22 protein-coding genes and 6 tRNA genes are annotated in these 16,959 nt (G+C 40.0%); 23 read left to right on the top strand and 5 right to left on the bottom strand.

Annotated features, from left to right (window positions below; translation table 11 throughout):
• The first annotated feature begins 8 nt into the window (after nt 1–8).
• On the top strand, nt 9–881 hold the full coding sequence (rfbD, locus tag F777_RS0112185) for a dTDP-4-dehydrorhamnose reductase (protein ID WP_026752277.1): 873 nt from the start codon (nt 9–11) through the stop codon (nt 879–881).
• A complete protein-coding gene (locus tag F777_RS0112180) occupies nt 874–1,692 on the top strand; it encodes a class I SAM-dependent methyltransferase (RefSeq protein ID WP_026752276.1) in 819 nt (272 codons plus the stop codon). The genes rfbD and F777_RS0112180 overlap by 8 nt, the downstream gene beginning before the upstream one ends.
• Nucleotides 1,693–1,727: 35 nt before the next feature.
• Here F777_RS0112180 and F777_RS18095 read toward each other — a convergent pair whose 3' ends face one another.
• The 3 genes from F777_RS18095 to F777_RS0112165 all read right to left on the bottom strand — a co-directional run bounded on the left by F777_RS18095 (nt 1,728) and on the right by F777_RS0112165 (nt 2,776).
• Nucleotides 1,728–1,892: a hypothetical protein gene (locus F777_RS18095; RefSeq protein ID WP_173399621.1), complete on the bottom strand. Its 165-nt coding sequence runs from the start codon at nt 1,890–1,892 to the stop codon at nt 1,728–1,730.
• Nucleotides 1,885–2,430, bottom strand: coding sequence for a biliverdin-producing heme oxygenase (locus F777_RS0112170; protein WP_152530914.1), 546 nt, complete (start codon nt 2,428–2,430; stop codon nt 1,885–1,887). The genes F777_RS18095 and F777_RS0112170 overlap by 8 nt, the downstream gene beginning before the upstream one ends.
• Nucleotides 2,431–2,705: 275 nt before the next feature.
• Nucleotides 2,706–2,776, bottom strand: a tRNA-Gln gene (locus tag F777_RS0112165).
• A 154-nt stretch (nt 2,777–2,930) separates the two neighbouring features.
• Between F777_RS0112165 and F777_RS0112160 the strand changes: the two genes are divergently transcribed.
• A complete protein-coding gene (locus F777_RS0112160; RefSeq protein WP_037369445.1) occupies nt 2,931–3,611 on the top strand; it encodes an SGNH/GDSL hydrolase family protein in 681 nt (226 codons plus the stop codon).
• Here F777_RS0112160 and tyrS read toward each other — a convergent pair.
• A complete protein-coding gene (tyrS, locus tag F777_RS0112155; protein WP_026752273.1) occupies nt 3,601–4,887 on the bottom strand; it encodes a tyrosine--tRNA ligase in 1,287 nt (428 codons plus the stop codon). The genes F777_RS0112160 and tyrS overlap by 11 nt on opposite strands.
• 81 nt (nt 4,888–4,968) lie before the next feature.
• Here tyrS and F777_RS0112145 point away from each other — a divergent pair, with 81 nt between their 5' ends.
• From F777_RS0112145 to F777_RS0112120, 6 genes are all read left to right on the top strand, one after another.
• Nucleotides 4,969–5,355 carry an RDD family protein gene (locus tag F777_RS0112145; protein WP_026752272.1) on the top strand — a complete coding sequence of 129 codons (387 nt, stop codon included), beginning with the start codon at nt 4,969–4,971 and terminating at the stop codon, nt 5,353–5,355.
• A 70-nt stretch (nt 5,356–5,425) separates the two neighbouring features.
• Nucleotides 5,426–7,282, top strand: coding sequence for a Fe-S protein assembly chaperone HscA (hscA, locus tag F777_RS0112140; protein ID WP_026752271.1), 1,857 nt, complete (start codon nt 5,426–5,428; stop codon nt 7,280–7,282).
• A 22-nt stretch (nt 7,283–7,304) separates the two neighbouring features.
• Nucleotides 7,305–7,955 carry a riboflavin synthase gene (locus F777_RS0112135; protein WP_071790324.1) on the top strand — a complete coding sequence of 217 codons (651 nt, stop codon included), beginning with the start codon at nt 7,305–7,307 and terminating at the stop codon, nt 7,953–7,955.
• A gap of 54 nt (nt 7,956–8,009) precedes the next feature.
• Entirely contained in the window at nt 8,010–8,207 is a 198-nt protein-coding gene (gene rpsU / locus F777_RS0112130; protein ID WP_026752269.1) for a 30S ribosomal protein S21, read from the top strand.
• A gap of 62 nt (nt 8,208–8,269) precedes the next feature.
• Complete coding sequence (locus tag F777_RS0112125) at nt 8,270–9,166, top strand: tyrosine-type recombinase/integrase (protein WP_026752268.1); 897 nt, start codon at nt 8,270–8,272, stop codon at nt 9,164–9,166.
• A gap of 138 nt (nt 9,167–9,304) precedes the next feature.
• Nucleotides 9,305–9,595 carry an HPF/RaiA family ribosome-associated protein gene (locus tag F777_RS0112120; protein ID WP_026752267.1) on the top strand — a complete coding sequence of 97 codons (291 nt, stop codon included), beginning with the start codon at nt 9,305–9,307 and terminating at the stop codon, nt 9,593–9,595.
• Nucleotides 9,596–9,635: 40 nt separating this feature from the next.
• Here F777_RS0112120 and F777_RS17665 read toward each other — a convergent pair whose 3' ends face one another.
• A complete protein-coding gene (locus tag F777_RS17665) occupies nt 9,636–9,833 on the bottom strand; it encodes a hypothetical protein (protein WP_026752266.1) in 198 nt (65 codons plus the stop codon).
• Nucleotides 9,834–9,860: 27 nt separating this feature from the next.
• Here F777_RS17665 and F777_RS0112110 point away from each other — a divergent pair.
• From F777_RS0112110 to rplJ, 14 genes are all read left to right on the top strand, one after another.
• A tRNA-Thr gene (locus F777_RS0112110) sits at nt 9,861–9,933 on the top strand.
• A 47-nt stretch (nt 9,934–9,980) separates the two neighbouring features.
• Nucleotides 9,981–10,063: transfer RNA gene (locus F777_RS0112105), tRNA-Tyr, on the top strand.
• A gap of 39 nt (nt 10,064–10,102) precedes the next feature.
• Nucleotides 10,103–10,178: transfer RNA gene (locus F777_RS0112100), tRNA-Gly, on the top strand.
• Nucleotides 10,179–10,191: 13 nt separating this feature from the next.
• Nucleotides 10,192–10,263 (top strand) — tRNA-Thr (locus F777_RS0112095).
• 158 nt (nt 10,264–10,421) lie between these two features.
• Nucleotides 10,422–11,612 carry an elongation factor Tu gene (gene tuf, locus F777_RS0112085; protein WP_026752265.1) on the top strand — a complete coding sequence of 397 codons (1,191 nt, stop codon included), beginning with the start codon at nt 10,422–10,424 and terminating at the stop codon, nt 11,610–11,612.
• A gap of 102 nt (nt 11,613–11,714) precedes the next feature.
• Nucleotides 11,715–11,785: transfer RNA gene (locus F777_RS0112080), tRNA-Trp, on the top strand.
• 37 nt (nt 11,786–11,822) lie between these two features.
• Nucleotides 11,823–12,017: a preprotein translocase subunit SecE gene (gene secE / locus F777_RS0112075; RefSeq protein WP_026752264.1), complete on the top strand. Its 195-nt coding sequence runs from the start codon at nt 11,823–11,825 to the stop codon at nt 12,015–12,017.
• 7 nt (nt 12,018–12,024) lie between these two features.
• Nucleotides 12,025–12,624, top strand: a complete 600-nt coding sequence (nusG, locus tag F777_RS0112070; RefSeq protein WP_026752263.1) for a transcription termination/antitermination protein NusG — start codon at nt 12,025–12,027, stop codon at nt 12,622–12,624.
• An 87-nt stretch (nt 12,625–12,711) separates the two neighbouring features.
• Complete coding sequence (locus tag F777_RS0112065) at nt 12,712–13,569, top strand: beta-1,6-N-acetylglucosaminyltransferase (RefSeq protein WP_026752262.1); 858 nt, start codon at nt 12,712–12,714, stop codon at nt 13,567–13,569.
• Between the two features lie 22 nt (nt 13,570–13,591).
• Nucleotides 13,592–13,975: a sugar 3,4-ketoisomerase gene (locus tag F777_RS0112060; protein WP_026752261.1), complete on the top strand. Its 384-nt coding sequence runs from the start codon at nt 13,592–13,594 to the stop codon at nt 13,973–13,975.
• Nucleotides 13,972–15,057 carry a DegT/DnrJ/EryC1/StrS family aminotransferase gene (locus F777_RS0112055; protein WP_026752260.1) on the top strand — a complete coding sequence of 362 codons (1,086 nt, stop codon included), beginning with the start codon at nt 13,972–13,974 and terminating at the stop codon, nt 15,055–15,057. The genes F777_RS0112060 and F777_RS0112055 overlap by 4 nt, the downstream gene beginning before the upstream one ends.
• Nucleotides 15,058–15,176: 119 nt before the next feature.
• Nucleotides 15,177–15,620, top strand: a complete 444-nt coding sequence (rplK, locus tag F777_RS0112050) for a 50S ribosomal protein L11 (protein ID WP_026752259.1) — start codon at nt 15,177–15,179, stop codon at nt 15,618–15,620.
• A gap of 27 nt (nt 15,621–15,647) precedes the next feature.
• A complete protein-coding gene (gene rplA, locus F777_RS0112045; protein ID WP_026752258.1) occupies nt 15,648–16,340 on the top strand; it encodes a 50S ribosomal protein L1 in 693 nt (230 codons plus the stop codon).
• A gap of 53 nt (nt 16,341–16,393) precedes the next feature.
• Complete coding sequence (gene rplJ / locus F777_RS0112040; RefSeq protein ID WP_026752257.1) at nt 16,394–16,906, top strand: 50S ribosomal protein L10; 513 nt, start codon at nt 16,394–16,396, stop codon at nt 16,904–16,906.
• Nucleotides 16,907–16,959 lie beyond the last annotated feature (53 nt).

Here is a 16,959-nt window from a genome sequence, read left to right as displayed (position 1 = left end):
TTTTACATATGAAGCCAATTGTTGTTGTTACAGGAAAGAATGGTCAGCTTGGATGGGAATTGCAACAGTTGGCTTCTTCCTTTCAGGATAGGTTCGAGTTTATTTTTACTGACAGGACCCTGCTTGATTTAGCAGCACCGGAAACGATAGCACCTTTTTTTAATTCGGTTAAGCCGCAGTTTTTTATAAACTGTGCAGCCTACACTGCAGTGGATAAGGCTGAAACAGAAAAGGAACTGGCTTTAACCATTAATGCCATTTCGGTTGGTGAAATTGCCTCCTGCTGTGCTAAGTATCAAACCCGGTTGATCACTATTTCAACGGACTATGTTTTTGATGGTCAGGGCAAAGCTCCTTATACTACCGATACTCCAACCAATCCTGTTAACTATTATGGATATACCAAAGCCATTGGGGAACAAAAGGCTTTGGAGAACAATCCTGACACAATCATCATTAGAACTTCCTGGGTTTACAGTACCCATGGAAATAATTTTGTGAAGACCATGCTACGTTTAATGAAGGAACGTCCTGAAATTAAAGTAGTGGCGGACCAGCAGGGTTGTCCTACTTATGCTGCTGATTTAGCAGAAGCGATTATGCAAATTGTGAATGCTTCAGTCAAGGGCAACAATCGTTCTGGTATTTTTCATTACAGCAATACAGGTGCAATTACCTGGTTCAATTTTGCTTCTACCATCAAGGATTTAGCTGGGTTGAACTGCACGGTTCATCCCATTCCTACTTCTGATTTTCCAACGCCTGCAAAAAGACCCGCTTATTCTGTGATGGATGTGAAAAACATTTCGGAAGTTTTTGGGGTTCAATTAAAAGACTGGAAGCTTAGTTTGAAAAACTGTATGGATCAATTACATGGCTAAGCTTCAATCTGTTGCGTATCAATATCAGTATCCCTCTTTTGTAAGAAAATTTCCTTCTTTAGTGAAGTTGGTGTACGGTCTGAATTATCTGACTCAATTGCGCAAGTGGTATGTAGTACGGGAATGGAAGTCTGTTTTATCCTCCTTGCCTGCACCTTTTACTGTTGTTGATTTTGGATGTGGAGAGGGGCAGTACATCGTTCCTTTAACCCGGAAGTTTACCAGCTCAACTTTTATTGGAGCTGATTATCACCCACCATCAGTTGAGCTCATGGGTTTATTTGCTATACCTAATTTATCGGGTAAGTTAATCAACCTAGAGTCAGATCATCTGAAGGAGGAAGCAGATATTGGTTTATGTGTAGGTGTATTACAGTACATAGATAAAGATGATATTGCTTTGGAAAATATGTATAAAAGTTTGGGTGATAATGGTCAGCTGCTTCTTTATGTACCTATTAATGGTAAGTTTATCACCCGGCTCTATACAATTATCTTTCAGAAGTTTGAACAATACGAAAGTGTGAACAATAGGAAGAGGGTATATACTGAAAAGGAAATTATACAGAAGACAGAGACTGCCGGATTTGCCATACGTAAAAAAATATATACTTATGGAACTGCCGGAAAACTAAGTCACGAGTTATTAAATAGTTGTACCACTCTGATTGTTTCCGGGAATTATCTGCTTAAAATTATTGCAGGTATTTGTGTTATTCTGTTTTACCCAGTGGTTCTTTTATTGATGGTAGTAGATTACTTCAGTAATAAATCTGATGGGAACGGGGTATTGTTGGTACTGAAAAAGTAGAAAAGTCCTGACTTGTGTAGTCAGGACTTTTTGATTCACTTGCTTTTTTTATAAATCTGTAACCTGGATTTTATCTTTTCAAATGTTGATTTTTTTATTACACCTGCATATAAAAGGGCAAAAACGATTATCCATAGTATTCCTTTTGCAAAAAAGAACCAGAATCCAATCCATCCAATATCTTCTAACCAGTTAAACATAGCTTTCAGTTTTTTTGCTGAATAAGGTGTTTTCTAATTCGTCGAATAGGGCAATAACATGGTCGTATCCTTTGTTTACTTCGTTAACCCATTCGTCACTTTGAATTCTTCTGATAGATTGTATGCATTCTTCCATATTGTTGAATTCATACATTTTACCACTTGAAGGAACTTTGGATTTCATCATTTGTCCGCCATAAATCAGTGCCAGATAATGCAGGTAAATATGTGGCTGTTTTTCAGCCAGGGATAATTCATTGATGTATTGGCTATAGGCCTGTGTTGATGGGAGTACCCCCTTTAGCTCATATCCTTTTTTTACAAGCTCTTCTATATCTGTTTGAATTGCCTGTAATCTGTTTAATCCACTATAAGGTAATGGAGTTGTTTCCAGTGCTGCAAAAATGGCTTCCTGCTGTTCTAAATAAAAGAGGTATTCGGCCCCGGACAATTCTCCTTTGAACATTCTCAGGTTGAATGGTTTTCTTTCTGCTATTCTGTGTTTTTCTGAAGTTTGTTCTTTTAATAATGATTGCATAATTTCTTTTTGCAAAGAATCATCTTTAAAAGAGTAGAATGGTGACGGATTGGGAAAACCATTTATAATATCGGGAATTACCCAAACGCCTTTCGTTGCCTTTGGCAACTCGGCTGCTTGGATTAGCTGCGCTGATCCACTCCGCTTTGCATTACCCAAGAAACCACGCACCGCGTAAACGCGGCGCTAGTTTTGTTTTTTTACTCGCCCCATTGAGCAAGCTCATGGTGCTCGCATAAAAAACAAAACCCGCAGCTTATGCTGCGGGTTTCTTGTTGCCCGACCTGGATTCGAACCAAGACATACTGAACCAAAATCAGTTGTACTACCCTTATACTATCAGGCAATCCGACCATTCTTTTGGAATGGGCTGCAAAAATAAGACGAGTATTCAATTGTTCCAAATTTTTTCATTCAAAAAGTGAAAATGAATGCTCAATTCTTACCTTTAAGAGGTCTTTTACTTAAATAATTGAATTTCATAACCCAATTACACCTAGATGGTACAAAAATTCCTCCTTTTCCTCTTGATTTGCAGTGCAGTTATCACCATGAGTTTTACCCTTCAGAAGAGAAAAAAAGTTGTTTTCTTCGGAGACTCCATCACCCAGATGGGGGCCGATGCAGGTGGCTATATCCGGCAAATGGAGACCATGATTGCGAAGGAAGGATTGAGCAATCAATTTGAATTGGTGGGTGCGGGCATAAGTGGAAATAAAGTAACCGATTTGTATTTGAGACTGGAAAGAGATGTGCTTAGCAAGCAACCCGATATTGTAGTAATCTATGTTGGCATTAACGATGTCTGGCATAAGCGCCTTGCCGGTACGGGTACCGACTATGTTAAATACACCGAGTTCTATGATGCCATTGTGAAAAAGCTGCAGGCCGCGGGTGCTAAAGTAGTGGTTTGTACTCCCTCTGTAATTGGAGAAAGAAAAGACAATTCCAATGAGCAGGACGGTGAGTTGAATATGTATAGTAATTGGTTAAGACAATATGCTAAGGAGAAGCAAATCCCTTGTACAGATTTAAGAACGGAATTTCAGAATTACCTGATTGCGAATAATCCGAATAATGCAGAGAAAGGATTACTCACTACCGACCGTGTTCATTTAAACGCAGCCGGTAATGAGTTTGTAGCAAAAGCTATCTGGAATACGTTAAAAACTATTCAGTAACCCTTACCAGAAAATAGTTTTTCTTTCCTTTTTGTAAAAGCAAATATTTGTTTTGCAGCAAATCGGCTGTGCCAACAGTTATCTTTTCGGGAGCTATCTTTTCTTTATTGATGGCTACTCCGCCTGCTGCCAGTAATTTTTTGGATTCTCCTTTGCTGGGTGTTACGCCTGTGTCTGCCAGTAAGCTGATTAAGTCGTATCCAGCTACAATCTGGCTGCGCTTAATTTCAGCGGTTGGAACTCCCTCCATTACCTGTAGCAACTGTTTTTCATTCAAAGATGCCAATGCTTCAGTGGATGCATTGCCAAATAAAATCTCAGAAGCTTTTACTGCAAACTCATAGTCTTCCCGGCTATGTACAAAACAAGTAATTTCTTCTGCCAGTTTTTTCTGTAATGCTCTCGCATGAGGAGCTGCAGCATGGTTAGCGATTAACTGATCAATTTCTTCTTTAGGTAGTAAAGTAAAAATCTTAATCCACTTGGTGGCATCTTCATCGCTTGCATTTAGCCAGAACTGATAAAACTGATATGGTGAAGTTTTCTCCGGATCCAGCCATACATTTCCCTTTTCTGTTTTTCCGAATTTTCCACCGTCGGCTTTTGTTAACAAAGGACAGGTAAACGCAAATGCTTCTCCTCCCGCTTTTCTGCGAATAATTTCTGTTCCGGTAACAATATTGCCCCATTGGTCACTACCGCCCATCTGGAGTTTGCAGTTTTTATTTTGGTACAGCCAGTAGAAATCATATCCCTGAATTAACTGGTAAGTGAACTCAGTAAAACTCATACCATTGTTGCCTTCCAAACGCTTGCGCACACTGTCTTTGCTCATCATATAATTAACAGTAATATGCTTGCCTACATCTCTGATAAAGTTTAAGAAACTGAAATCTTTGAACCAATCATAGTTGTTCACCATTTCAGCTTTATTGGGGGCGTCAGAACTAAAGTCTAAAAATTTACTCAATTGTTTTTTGATACCCTCCAGATTGTGCTGCAAAGCTTCTTCGCTCAGTAAATTTCTCTCTTCACTTTTAAAACTGGGATCACCGATCATGCCGGTTGCACCGCCTACCAGCGCAAAAGGCTTATGTCCTGCTCTTTGCAGATGCACCAATAACAAGATGGGAACCAGACTGCCTATATGCAAACTGTCAGAGGTTGGATCAAATCCTATATAACCGGAAACCATTTCCTTATTCAACAATTCTTCTGTGCCAGGCATGATATCCTGCAACATGCCTCTCCACCGTAATTCTTCCACTAAGTTCATTTGAAAAGTATTTGAGGGGCAAATGTACAAAAGTTAGACTCAATTGGCCAATGCGCTACCTTTGCTTCATAATTATCAGACATGAAAAGTGTAGGCGACGGAACTCGGGCAATCAATTTTTTTATCGATACCATACTTATTACCATCCTGGCCATTGTGTTATTTAAATGGTATCATTTTTATGTGGTTTACTGGCGGTACACGCCTTTTCATTTCGGATGGTTTTTCTTTCCCTTGATGTTTGTTTATTACTTTTTATTCGAATTAGTCTTCTTAAAGACGCCCGGGAAATGGCTGACCTATTCAAGAGTGATGGCCAAAAACGGAAAGCGCCCCAACTGGTATATGATTGGTTTCAGAAGTTTATTAAGGTTAACGTTGATAGACTTGTTTTTTAGCCCTTTTCTGGGTGGTCCATTACACGATTTTGCCAGTGCCACCACCGTGGTGCAGGATCCGGCTAAATAATTGATTTCGTAAATCGCAACAACGGGGCTGTTCAATTGTAATACCTTCGCACTTTAATTCGAATAGAACTATGGCAAAGATTGGTATTAATATAGCGACCGGTAGTTTACAGCAGGAAGAAGTAATTGTTGGGATAGACCTGGGCACTACCAATAGTTTGGTGGCCATTATTCATCCGGAGAGCAAGCAACCAGTAGCATTGCAAGAGCACAATAGCAGCAGCCTTGTGCCCAGCGTGGTACACTTTGATGCATTTGGAAATGCTGAAGTGGGGGAGCAGGCTAAAACCTATCTGGAAACCGATCCTTCCAATACAATCTTCTCCGCTAAAAGACTCATGGGGAAGAGTTATAAGGATGTAAAAGAAAATGCCGGATTCTTTACCTATAAAGTGATTGATGATGATACAGATAGCCTGGTAAAAGTGCAGATTGGAGACCGTTTTTATTCTCCGATTGAGTTGAGTTCTTTTATTTTAAAGGAACTAAAAAACAGAGCTGAGCATATTCTGAAAACGCCGGTAAACAAAGCGGTTATTACAGTACCTGCTTATTTTAATGATGCGCAGCGTCAGGCAACAAGAGATGCGGGTAAGCTGGCGGGATTGGATGTGTTGCGGATTGTAAACGAGCCTACTGCAGCCAGTCTTGCCTATGGTTTAGGGGTTCACAAAAACGAGAATAAAACCATTGCAGTATATGATTTAGGCGGCGGAACTTTTGACGTTTCCATATTGCAAATTAACAATGGCATTTTTGAAGTATTGAGCACCAACGGAGATACTTATCTGGGTGGAGATGATTTTGACAGGGCTATTATGGAGTTCTGGTTAAAGCAAATCAATGTTCCATTCAGTGCAGTACAAAACGATAAAGCAGTGTTACAGTCGTTGCGCTTGCTGGCCGAAGAAGCCAAAAAAACGCTGAGCCAGCAAACAGAATTTGCTGCTGACTGGAGCGGGTACAAAGTTAGTATCAGTCGTTCCGAATTTGATGCGTGTTTAATCCCTCTGGTAAATAAAACAATTGAATGTTGCTCCAAAGCCTTGTCTGATGCTGGTTTGCAGACCACTGAAATTGATGCTGTAATAATGGTAGGGGGGAGTACCCGTGTGCCATTGGTAAAAGATAAAGTGAGTGCCTATTTTGGTAAACCTGTTAATGACTCTGTAAATCCGGATGAAGTGGTGGCCATTGGGGCTGCGGTTCAGGCTGATATTTTAGCGGGTAAGAACAAAGATTTTTTATTGCTGGATATTACGCCTTTGAGTCTGGGTATTGAGACTATGGGGGGATTAATGGATGTTTTAATTCCGCGAAATGCTAAAATTCCCAACAGGGCTTCACGTCAATATACCACGCAAAAAGATGGACAGGGTTCTATGCGGATATCTGTTTTTCAGGGTGAGAGAGATCTGGTACAACATAACCGAAAACTGGCTGAATTTAATTTTAAAGGAATTCCAGGAATGCCGGCTGGAATGCCCAAAGTAGAAGTGAGTTTTCTGATCAATGCAGATGGTATTCTATCGGTTACTGCCAAAGAATTAAGAAGTGGGGTGGAACAAAGTATTGAAGTAAAACCTCAGTACGGCTTAACGGATGCAGAAGTAGAACAAATGCTAATGGATAGCATTACACATGCAAAAGATGATATGCAAACCCGGGCATTGGTAGAAGCCAGAACAGAGGCAGAACAGATTTTATCTGTTACTGAGAAGTTCATTGCCAAAAATGCCGAGCTGTTAACAAAAGAAGAAATGATTGCTACGGCCAGTGCTATGCAGAACCTGCAGATGGCATTGACTATGAATGATAAAAATCTGATTCAGACCAAAATTGAAGAGCTAAATGAAATCAGCAGACCTTTTGCAGAAAGGGCCATGGATCAGGCAGTGAGTGGGGCTTTAAAAGGAAAGCAGGTTTAGTTAATGCTAAGTTTCTGCAAAAATGTTAGCACAATTTTTAAATGAAAATTCTGTTCAATCAAGTATGTTCACCGGAATCATAGAAACAATGGGTGTTGTGGAATCCATTCAGTTCAATGGAACCAATGTAACTTTTACCTTACGTGCATCCATAGCGCCGGAATTAAAAGTAGATCAGAGCATAGCTCATGATGGGGTTTGCCTAACGGTTGAAAAAATTGAAGGCGACTCTTATGTCGTTACTGCTATTGAGGAAACGATACGAAAAACCAATCTGGCGTATTGGAAAGTTGGAAGGAAAGTGAACCTGGAACGTTGCATGATCATGAATGGTCGACTGGACGGTCATATTGTTCAGGGGCATGTAGATTGTACCGCTGTTTGTAGGGAGGTTAAAACCCTGGATGGAAGCTGGGAATATCGATTTGAGTTTGACCCTGCTTTTGCAGCCCTGGTAATTGAAAAGGGGTCAATTGCGGTAAATGGCACCAGTCTAACCTGTTTTCAGGTGAGCGACAATGCATTTACTGTAGCCATAATCCCTTATACCTTTGAGCATACCAGTATCCAGGAAATAACGTTGGGAGATTCTGTCAATATTGAGTTTGACCTATTGGGTAAATATGTACAAAGGGCCATTGCCGTAAAAAAGGATAAATATTTTGTCAATTAGTTTCGGCGACTTATCTTCGCCGCCTAAAAAATAACCTGAGGAGGTATATAAGCTATGTTAATTATCGATTCTAAAGACTGCGAAAACATCGACAAGGCACTGAAAAAGTACAAGAAGAAATTCGAGAAAAGTAAGACTTTGTTGCAGTTAAGAGAGCGCCAGGCATTCACCAAGCCGTCAGTTGTACGTCGTGGTCAAGTGTTGAAAGCTATCTACAAGCAGCAGATCGCTAGCGGAAAGATCGAGGGATAATTTTTCCCTTCCATCATACGATTAAGTAGTGTAGATTCGTTGTAATCTGGACTACTTTTTTTATGCCCATTCCTCAATATCCCGAAATACAGGAGTTTTTGAACTATCTCAGGTTCGAACGGAGGTATTCCTTTCATACCCTGGAAGCCTATCAGCTCGATCTGGAACAGTTTTTCCAGTTTCTGGCCAGCCAGTTTGATGCCCCCGGTTTAAGTGTTATCAGTTCATCCATGGTTCGTTCCTGGCTGGCAGAGTTAAAGTCTGATCAGATTTCATCCCGGACGATCAACCGGAAAATTTCGAGTTTAAAATCATTTTTTAAGTATTTGTTGAAAACGGGGGTATTAAAAGCAACCCCTATGACGGCCGTTGTTTCTCCAAAAACACAGAAAAGATTGCCTGTGTATGTAGAGAAAAAGCAGATGGAAGATTTGTTTTTATACATGCCTTTTTCGGATGATTGGAAGGGAAAAACGGAAAGACTGATTCTATTGCTTTTTTATAGTACCGGTATGCGTTTAAGTGAATTGATGAACTTGAAACCGGGGCAGATTGATTTTGCCAATTCACAGATAAAAGTGTTAGGGAAGGGCAATAAGGAGCGGATTATACCCGCTGCTGAAGACCTGATGGAACAGCTGAAAAATTATATAGCTGAAAGGCCTGCAGCCTCTATTGCGGGCAGTCCGCTTTTTGTGAATGAAGCCGGAAAGCCGCTGCATAGCCGAACCGTATACGGATGGGTTAATGCCCGTTTGAAACAGGTTACCACCATTGATAAAAAAAGCCCTCACGTGTTACGCCATAGTTTTGCCACTCATTTAATGAATAACGGAGCGGATATCAATGCAGTTAAGTCTTTGCTGGGACATAGCAGTCTGGCGGCCACGCAGGTTTATACCCACAATACCATCGAGCAATTGAAGAAAGTATACCAGAAAGCGCATCCTAAAGCCTAGCTGTTAAAATTCCAGTAAAATTATCGTCAGGCTCTTGTTTTCCTGAAGAATTCTGATTAACTTAATGGTCCTGTTAAAGGGTAGTTTTTAACAGGCAGTTCTTTTTAATTTATTGTTTCACCGATTAAATGTTTAACCATGAACGTTAACATTCAAACTGTCCATTTTGACGCAGATGAAAAACTAGTAGAGTTCGTAAGAAAGAAACTGGCCAAGCTGCCTACGTTTCACGACAAGATTCTCAAAGTGGATGTATTCTTGAAACTGGATAATGTGGTTCACAACATCAAGGACAAGGTTGCAGAGATTAAAGTACATGTTCCTAAGCATGAATTCTTTGTAAAGTCCTCTTCCAAATCTTTCGAGGAATCATTTGAAAGTGCTTTAAATTCATTAATCAATCAAATTAAACGTAAAAAGAAAAATTAGCCGCCTAAAACCAAGCTCCCCACCGGGGAGCTTTTTTATTTTATGCCTTAATCTGATTTTCAATTTCCAGACGAGGAGTCAAATCTTGCCGCAATTTTCCCGAACCAATCTCTTTTATTTTCCGGTTAAATGCCCCTAAAAGGCCTGTTTTTGTTGCTGTTGAAAAAAATGCGGTAAAATCATTAAAAAAAATCTTTGCAAAATTTTGCCAAATAAAGATTTCCATTACCTTTGCCATCCCAAAAAATAGGGAAGTTCTTTTTTTGCCGAAGTAGCTCAGTTGGTAGAGCAGCTGATTTGTAATCAGCAGGTCGCGGGTTCGAGTCCCATCTTCGGCTCTCATTGAATCCTGGTTCAGCCCTGCTGAAACAGGTAAAATAAACACGGGCAGATGGCCGAGTGGTTAAAGGCGACAGACTGTAAATCTGTTCACTCACGTGTACGTAGGTTCGAACCCTACTCTGCCCACATTTCATCTTCGGATGATAGTTCTTTTTTTATGGTTAAGCGGAAGTAGCTCAATTGGTAGAGCGATAGCCTTCCAAGCTATAGGTCGCGAGTTCGACCCTCGTCTTCCGCTCCATTTTTTTGAGTCTGCCGTTGTAGCTCAGTGGTAGAGCACTTCCTTGGTAGGGAAGAGGTCGTGAGTTCGATTCTCACTAACGGCTCTGCACTCAGATGAATGGCTCAGATTGATTTCCCTGGTGATATCCCGTTCAACTGGATTTGTCAGGAAAGAATGGGATGGGTGAGAAAGAAGATAAAACAATGCCTGAGGGAGGGCAGCGATATAAATTTTTAAAAACACAACTAAAAACCGATACAAATGGCAAAAGAGACCTTTAAGAGGGAGAAACCTCACGTAAACGTAGGTACCATTGGTCACGTTGACCATGGTAAAACTACTTTAACTGCAGCTATTACTATTACCTTATCTAAGAAAGGTATGGGTAACGTTGCTAAGAAATATGATGAAATCGACGGTGCTCCGGAAGAAAGAGAGCGTGGTATTACCATCAATACTGCTCACGTTGAGTATCAAACAGAAAATCGTCACTATGCGCACGTTGACTGTCCTGGTCACGCTGACTATGTGAAGAACATGATTACTGGTGCTGCTCAAATGGACGGTGCTATTTTAGTTGTGGCTGCTACAGATGGTCCTATGCCTCAAACCAAAGAGCATATCTTGTTGGCTCGTCAGGTAGGTGTACCTCGTATCGTGGTATTCATGAACAAGGTTGACCTTGTTGATGATCCTGAATTACTTGAACTAGTAGAAATGGAAATCCGTGAGTTGTTAACTTCTTATGGATTCGACGGAGATAATACCCCAATCATTCAGGGTTCTGCAACCGGTGCTTTGGCTGAAGATCCAAAGTGGGTTGGTAAGATTGACGAATTAATGGCTGCTGTAGATACTTACATTCCATTGCCTCCTCGTCCAATCGATATGCCTTTCTTGATGTCTGTAGAAGACGTGTTCTCTATCACTGGTCGTGGTACTGTTGCTACCGGTCGTATTGAGCGTGGTATCATCAAAGTAGGTGAAGCTGTTGAAATCGTAGGTTTAATGGAATCTCCATTATCTTCTACTGTAACTGGTGTTGAAATGTTCAAGAAATTATTGGACGAAGGTCAAGCTGGTGACAACGCAGGTTTATTGTTACGTGGTATTGAAAAGAAAGATATCCGTCGTGGTATGGTTATCTGTAAGCCAGGTTCAATTACTCCTCACACTGATTTCAAAGGTGAAGTTTACGTACTAAGCAAAGAAGAAGGTGGACGTCACACTCCATTCTTTAACAAATACCGTCCTCAGTTCTACTTCAGAACAACTGACGTAACTGGTGAAGTTACTTTACCAGAAGGAACTGAAATGGTAATGCCTGGTGATAATATCAACCTAAGCGTTAAATTGATTCAGCCAATCGCGATGGAAAAAGGATTGAAATTCGCGATCCGTGAAGGTGGCCGTACCGTAGGTGCTGGTCAGGTTACTGAAATCATCAAGTAATTTGCAAATTAGCCTTAGGGGCTTTCAGCAAAAAACTATATCTTTACAGAACAAAGTACTTAGCATCCGCTAGGTACTTTGTTTGTAAAAAGAAGTCTAAAAACGGGCATGGTGCAACGGTAGCATACGGGTCTCCAAAACCTTTGATCTGGGTTCGAATCCTAGTGCCCGTGCAAAAATCGTTCACTGAACAAACGATCAAACACGGAAATGAATAAAATAGCATTATACTTTAAAGAAAGCTACCAGGAATTACTTGAGAAAGTAACCTGGCCTACCTGGTTACAATTGCAACAGAGTACGGTTATTGTTTTGGTAGCTACAGTAATTATTACTGCCATGGTTTGGATAATGGATTTTTCAAGCAACCAATTATTAAAGTTAGTTTACTCATTATTCAAGTAATCCCATCATGGAAGCAGCAGAAAAAATGCAGACCAGCGAACTACCTCAGCAAGAAACCAAATGGTATGTATTGCGAGTAGTAAGTGGTAAGGAAAGAAAAGTGAAGGAATACCTTGACAAAGATGTAATCAGAAATGGCTGGCAGGATATCATTAAGCAGATATTCCTTCCAATGGAAAAAGTTTATAAGGTTCAGAACGGCAAGAAAGTAATGCGCGAGAAGAACTATTTTCCTGGCTATGTAATGATGGAAGTTTTAGACGGAAAGTTGAATGATGATATGGTTCAGCATATCAGCAATATCAGCAACGTCATGCATTTCTTAACCGATGGTAAGGGCTCTAAGGGAATGATTATTTCCCTGCGTAAGTCTGAGGTGAATAAAATGTTGGGTAAGGTTGATGAAATGAATGATATGGGTGTAACTATGAGTGAACCATTCATTGTAGGAGAAACCATCAAGATCATCGAAGGTCCTTTCAACGACTTCAATGGGGTTATTGAAGAGGTTAACGACGAAAAGAAGAAGTTGAAAGTTACCGTTAAAATCTTTGGTCGTTCTACACCTGTTGAATTAAGTTATATGCAGGTTGAAAAGATTGCATAAAATAATTTAAATATATTTTTCAAAGCCACTACGAAATGTAGTGGCTTTTTAATTAATATTTAATACTTTTACGGTCTTCAAAGCATTATGAGAGTTGCACACCTGATTATTACTTATACGAATCCGCTCCAAACAGAGCGAATGATTCAGCAAATGCAACACCCCGATTTTGATTTCTACATACATGTAGATGCAAAATTTACCCTGGAATCGCATAGCAATCTGAACAAATATTCCAATGTATACTTTATTCAAAACAGGGTAGATGTTCAATGGGCTGCCTATAGTACAATTCAGGCTGAATTTAATGGTTTGCAGGAGATTCTCGATTCTGCACGAACCTATGATTTTATCAGTTTAATGAGCGGGCAGGATTATCCAATAAAAACGGCTGTTCAGATGCAATCCTTTTTTGAAGCAAGAAAAGGGAAACTTTTATTGAAATACAGGGCTTTCAATGGAGAATGGGAGGAGGGAATGCAAAGAGTAAATAAATACCATCTGACTGATTTTCGATTTCGTGGGCAATTTTTTCTTGAACGAATCATCAATCTTCTTTTTAAAAGAACCAATCAGCCCAAAGGCATGAAGTTTTATGGTAGTTCCATGTTCTGGGCAATCAGCCCTGAAGCAGCTGAATATGTTCTGCAAACAGTTGACAGGAATCCTAAGATGCGTCGGTTTTTCCGGTATTCTTGGGCCCCTGATGAATTTTTGTTTCAAACCATTTTGCTTAATTCGCCTTTCGCTGGGCAGGTAGTTAATGAGAATTGTCATTATTATAAACACCCTCCAAAAACGCCAAGTCCCAAGACTTTTGATATCACTGACTTTGAAGATATCATTGGTTCAGATAGATTGTATGCCCGGAAATTTGATATGGTTAAAGCCCCTGAATTATTAGATAAAATTGATAAATTTTTAGCTGAACAATCCCTTGATTAATTTTTTAATATCTTAGTTTCATATGGCGCATATACTGAATCTTGTTAATTTTAAAGATACCCGTGGAGAGTTGACAGTACTGGACAATGCCGAGCGTTTGCTCCCTTTTAAAATTAAGCGTGTGTTCTACATTTACAATGTAGATGAAACTGCTAGAGGAGGACATCGTCATCATGAAACTGTGCAGGCTGCCATTTGTATTCATGGTTCCTGCAAAGTCTGGAACAATGATGGAGAACATGTGGAGGAATTTCTTTTAGACAATCCTTCCAAGTGTTTAATTCTGGAAACCAGAGACTGGCATAAAATGTATGACTTCTCTAAAGATGCTGTTTTGCTGGTATTTGCCTCCACTACATTTGATTCTTCCGATTATATTTACGAGCCTTATCCCGAAAAAAAATGATACCGTACGACTGCCTTTCAAAAGTGAATGAGCCCTATACTCTTTTATTTGAAAAAAGATTTAGCCAGTTTCTGGACAAAGGCTGGTATATTTTGGGTGATGAGGTAAAGAAATTCCAGGAGGATTTTGCCAGATACAATCAAATGAATCACTGTGTTGGAGTTGCCAATGGATTGGATGCGTTAATTCTGGCTATCTGGGCCTTGCATTTACCAAAGGGGTCAGAAATTATTGTTCCTTCCAATACCTATATCGCTTCCATTATTGCGATTATTCATGCTGGTCATAAACCTGTTTTGGTTGAACCTGATATACGCACTTATAATATAGACCCTAATAAAATAGAAGAAGCCATTACGGCCAAAACCAAAGCCATCATGGTGGTGCATTTGTATGGCAAGTGCTGTGAAATGGATCCTATTTTGTCCATTGCCGATAAACACGGCCTGCATATTATTGAGGATTGTGCCCAGTCGCATGGTGCCAAATACAAAGGGAGAATGGCAGGTACTTTTGGTATTATGAGTGGCTTTAGTTTCTATCCCAGCAAAAACCTGGGTGCACTGGGTGATGCGGGTGCCATACTGACCAATGATCCGGATATCTGCGAGGACCTGAAAATGATTCGTAATTATGGATCACAGGGGAAATATTATAATGAAGTAGTAGGTTACAATAGCCGCCTCGATGAAATTCAAGCAATGTTTCTTGGTGTGAAGCTGCCCTATCTGGACAAAATCAATGATCACAAACGCAAGCTGGCTGCTATGTACCTGGAACAACTGAAAGAGGATTTTATTCTTCCTGTAGTTGACCCGGATTACCATGACGTATATCATATTTTCAATATTCGTCATCCCAAGAGGGCGGAATTGAAGGAATACCTGCTTAAACTGGGTATTGGAACGGAAATTCATTATCCTGTTCCCCCCAATAAGCAAAAAGCTATGAAGCAGCTATTGGGTCATTTAAGTTTTCCTATTTCTGAAACCATTCACGAAACCACTTTAAGCCTTCCTTGTTCAGCCTGCCATACCGAATTGGCTATTCAGCAGGTGATTGATGCATTGAATGCATTTTAGTTTGGCTGTTTCAAATAAATCATTACCTTTGCCGCCCCAAAAGTTCTTTTTTAAAGAGCGATTGAATTTGGGAGTCCTGCATAAAACCGGGACGTTATTACCAATTAAATCAAATAAAAATGGCAAAAGAAATCTCTGGCTTTGTGAAGCTGCAGGTGAAAGGTGGTCAAGCCAATCCTGCGCCTCCAGTAGGCCCTGCACTCGGTTCTAAGGGTGTTAACATTATGGAGTTCTGTAAGCAGTTTAATGCTAGAACTCAGGATAAAATGGGAAAAGTTGTTCCTGTTCTTATCACAGTTTATTCTGACAAATCTTTCGACTTTGTTATCAAAACCGCTCCGGCTGCTGTGCAGTTAATGGAAGCTGCCAAGATTCAGAAAGGTTCTAAGGAAAGCAATCGTCAAAAAGTAGGTAAAGTAACTTGGGAACAAGTTGAAGCAATTGCCAAAGACAAAATGTCTGACCTGAACGCATTTACTTTAAACAGCGCCATGAGCATGGTTGCCGGTACTGCACGCAGTATGGGTATCACCGTTGATGGTAAAGCCCCTTGGGAAAACTAATTTATTCACCTACTTAACTAATTAAACATGTCACTTACTAAAAAAAGAAAAGTAGCGAACACTAAGGTGGATAAAGCAAAGTTTTATTCTCTTAAGGAAGCTGCATCATTGGTTAAAGAAATCAACTGTACAAAATTCGACAGTTCTGTTGACCTACATATCCGTTTAGGCGTAGATCCTAAAAAAGCTGACCAACAGGTACGTGGTACCGTTTCATTGCCGCATGGTACTGGTAAAACCAAAAAAGTATTGGTTTTGTGTACGCCTGATAAAGAAGCTGCTGCAAACGAAGCAGGTGCTGATTATGTTGGATTGGACGAATTCATTACTAAGATTGAAGGTGGTTGGGTAGATATCGATGTAATCATCGCTACGCCTGCGGTTATGCCTAAGATTGGTAAATTAGGTAAAGTATTGGGTCCTCGTAACTTGATGCCAAACCCTAAAACCGGTACTGTAACCAACGACGTTGCTGCCGCTGTTAATGAAGTAAAAGGTGGTAAAATCGCTTTCAAAGTAGATAAAACTGGTATTGTTCACGCTTCTATCGGAAGAATTTCTTTCTCTCCTGAAAAATTAGCTGAAAACAGCACCGAATTAATCAATGCCATCATTAAGTTGAAGCCTTCTACTGCTAAAGGAACCTACCTTAAAGGAGCTAGCATGGCCAGCACAATGAGCCCTGGTATTGCATTAGACACCAAATCATTAATGAACTAATCCTGGCGATCCTGCTTAGCTGGAAATGACCCGGGTTTTAAAAAAAATTAGTTATGAACAAAGACCAAAAAAACGAAGTAATTGAAATACTGAAGGAAAAATTCGCTCAGTATAACAACTTCTATATCACAGATACTGAATCCCTGACTGTAGAGCAGGTTTCTAACCTTAGAAGAACTTGTTTCGACAAGAATGTTGAGATGAAAGTGGCTAAGAACACTTTGATACGCAAAGCCCTAGAAGCGTTGGATGCTGAAAAATATGCGGGTGTTTTTGATTCTTTACACAATGTAACTGCATTGATGTTCTCTGAGAATCCAAAAGAACCAGCTTTAATTATCAGCTCTTTCCGTTCCAAAGGAAATATGGAAAAGCCTGTTTTAAAAGCGGCTTTCATTAACGGTGAAGTTTACAGTGGCGATAACAACCTGAAAGCACTTACCCAAATCAAGACTAAGAATGAATTGATTGGTGAAGTAATTGGATTGTTACAGTCCCCTGCCAAGCGTGTTTTGGCTGGTTTGTTACAACACCACGAAAAGCAGGCAGAAGCTGCTGCTCAGTAATTATTGTGCACATCCCAACGCCCCTGAGGTTCAAATGGGGCAATATTTATAAC

This window comes from Sediminibacterium sp. C3, from assembly GCF_000508085.1.
GTDB lineage: Bacteria > Bacteroidota > Bacteroidia > Chitinophagales > Chitinophagaceae > Sediminibacterium.
The sequence above is the reverse complement of the archived record's forward strand: the minus strand, read 5'-3'. Positions and strand labels throughout refer to the sequence as shown.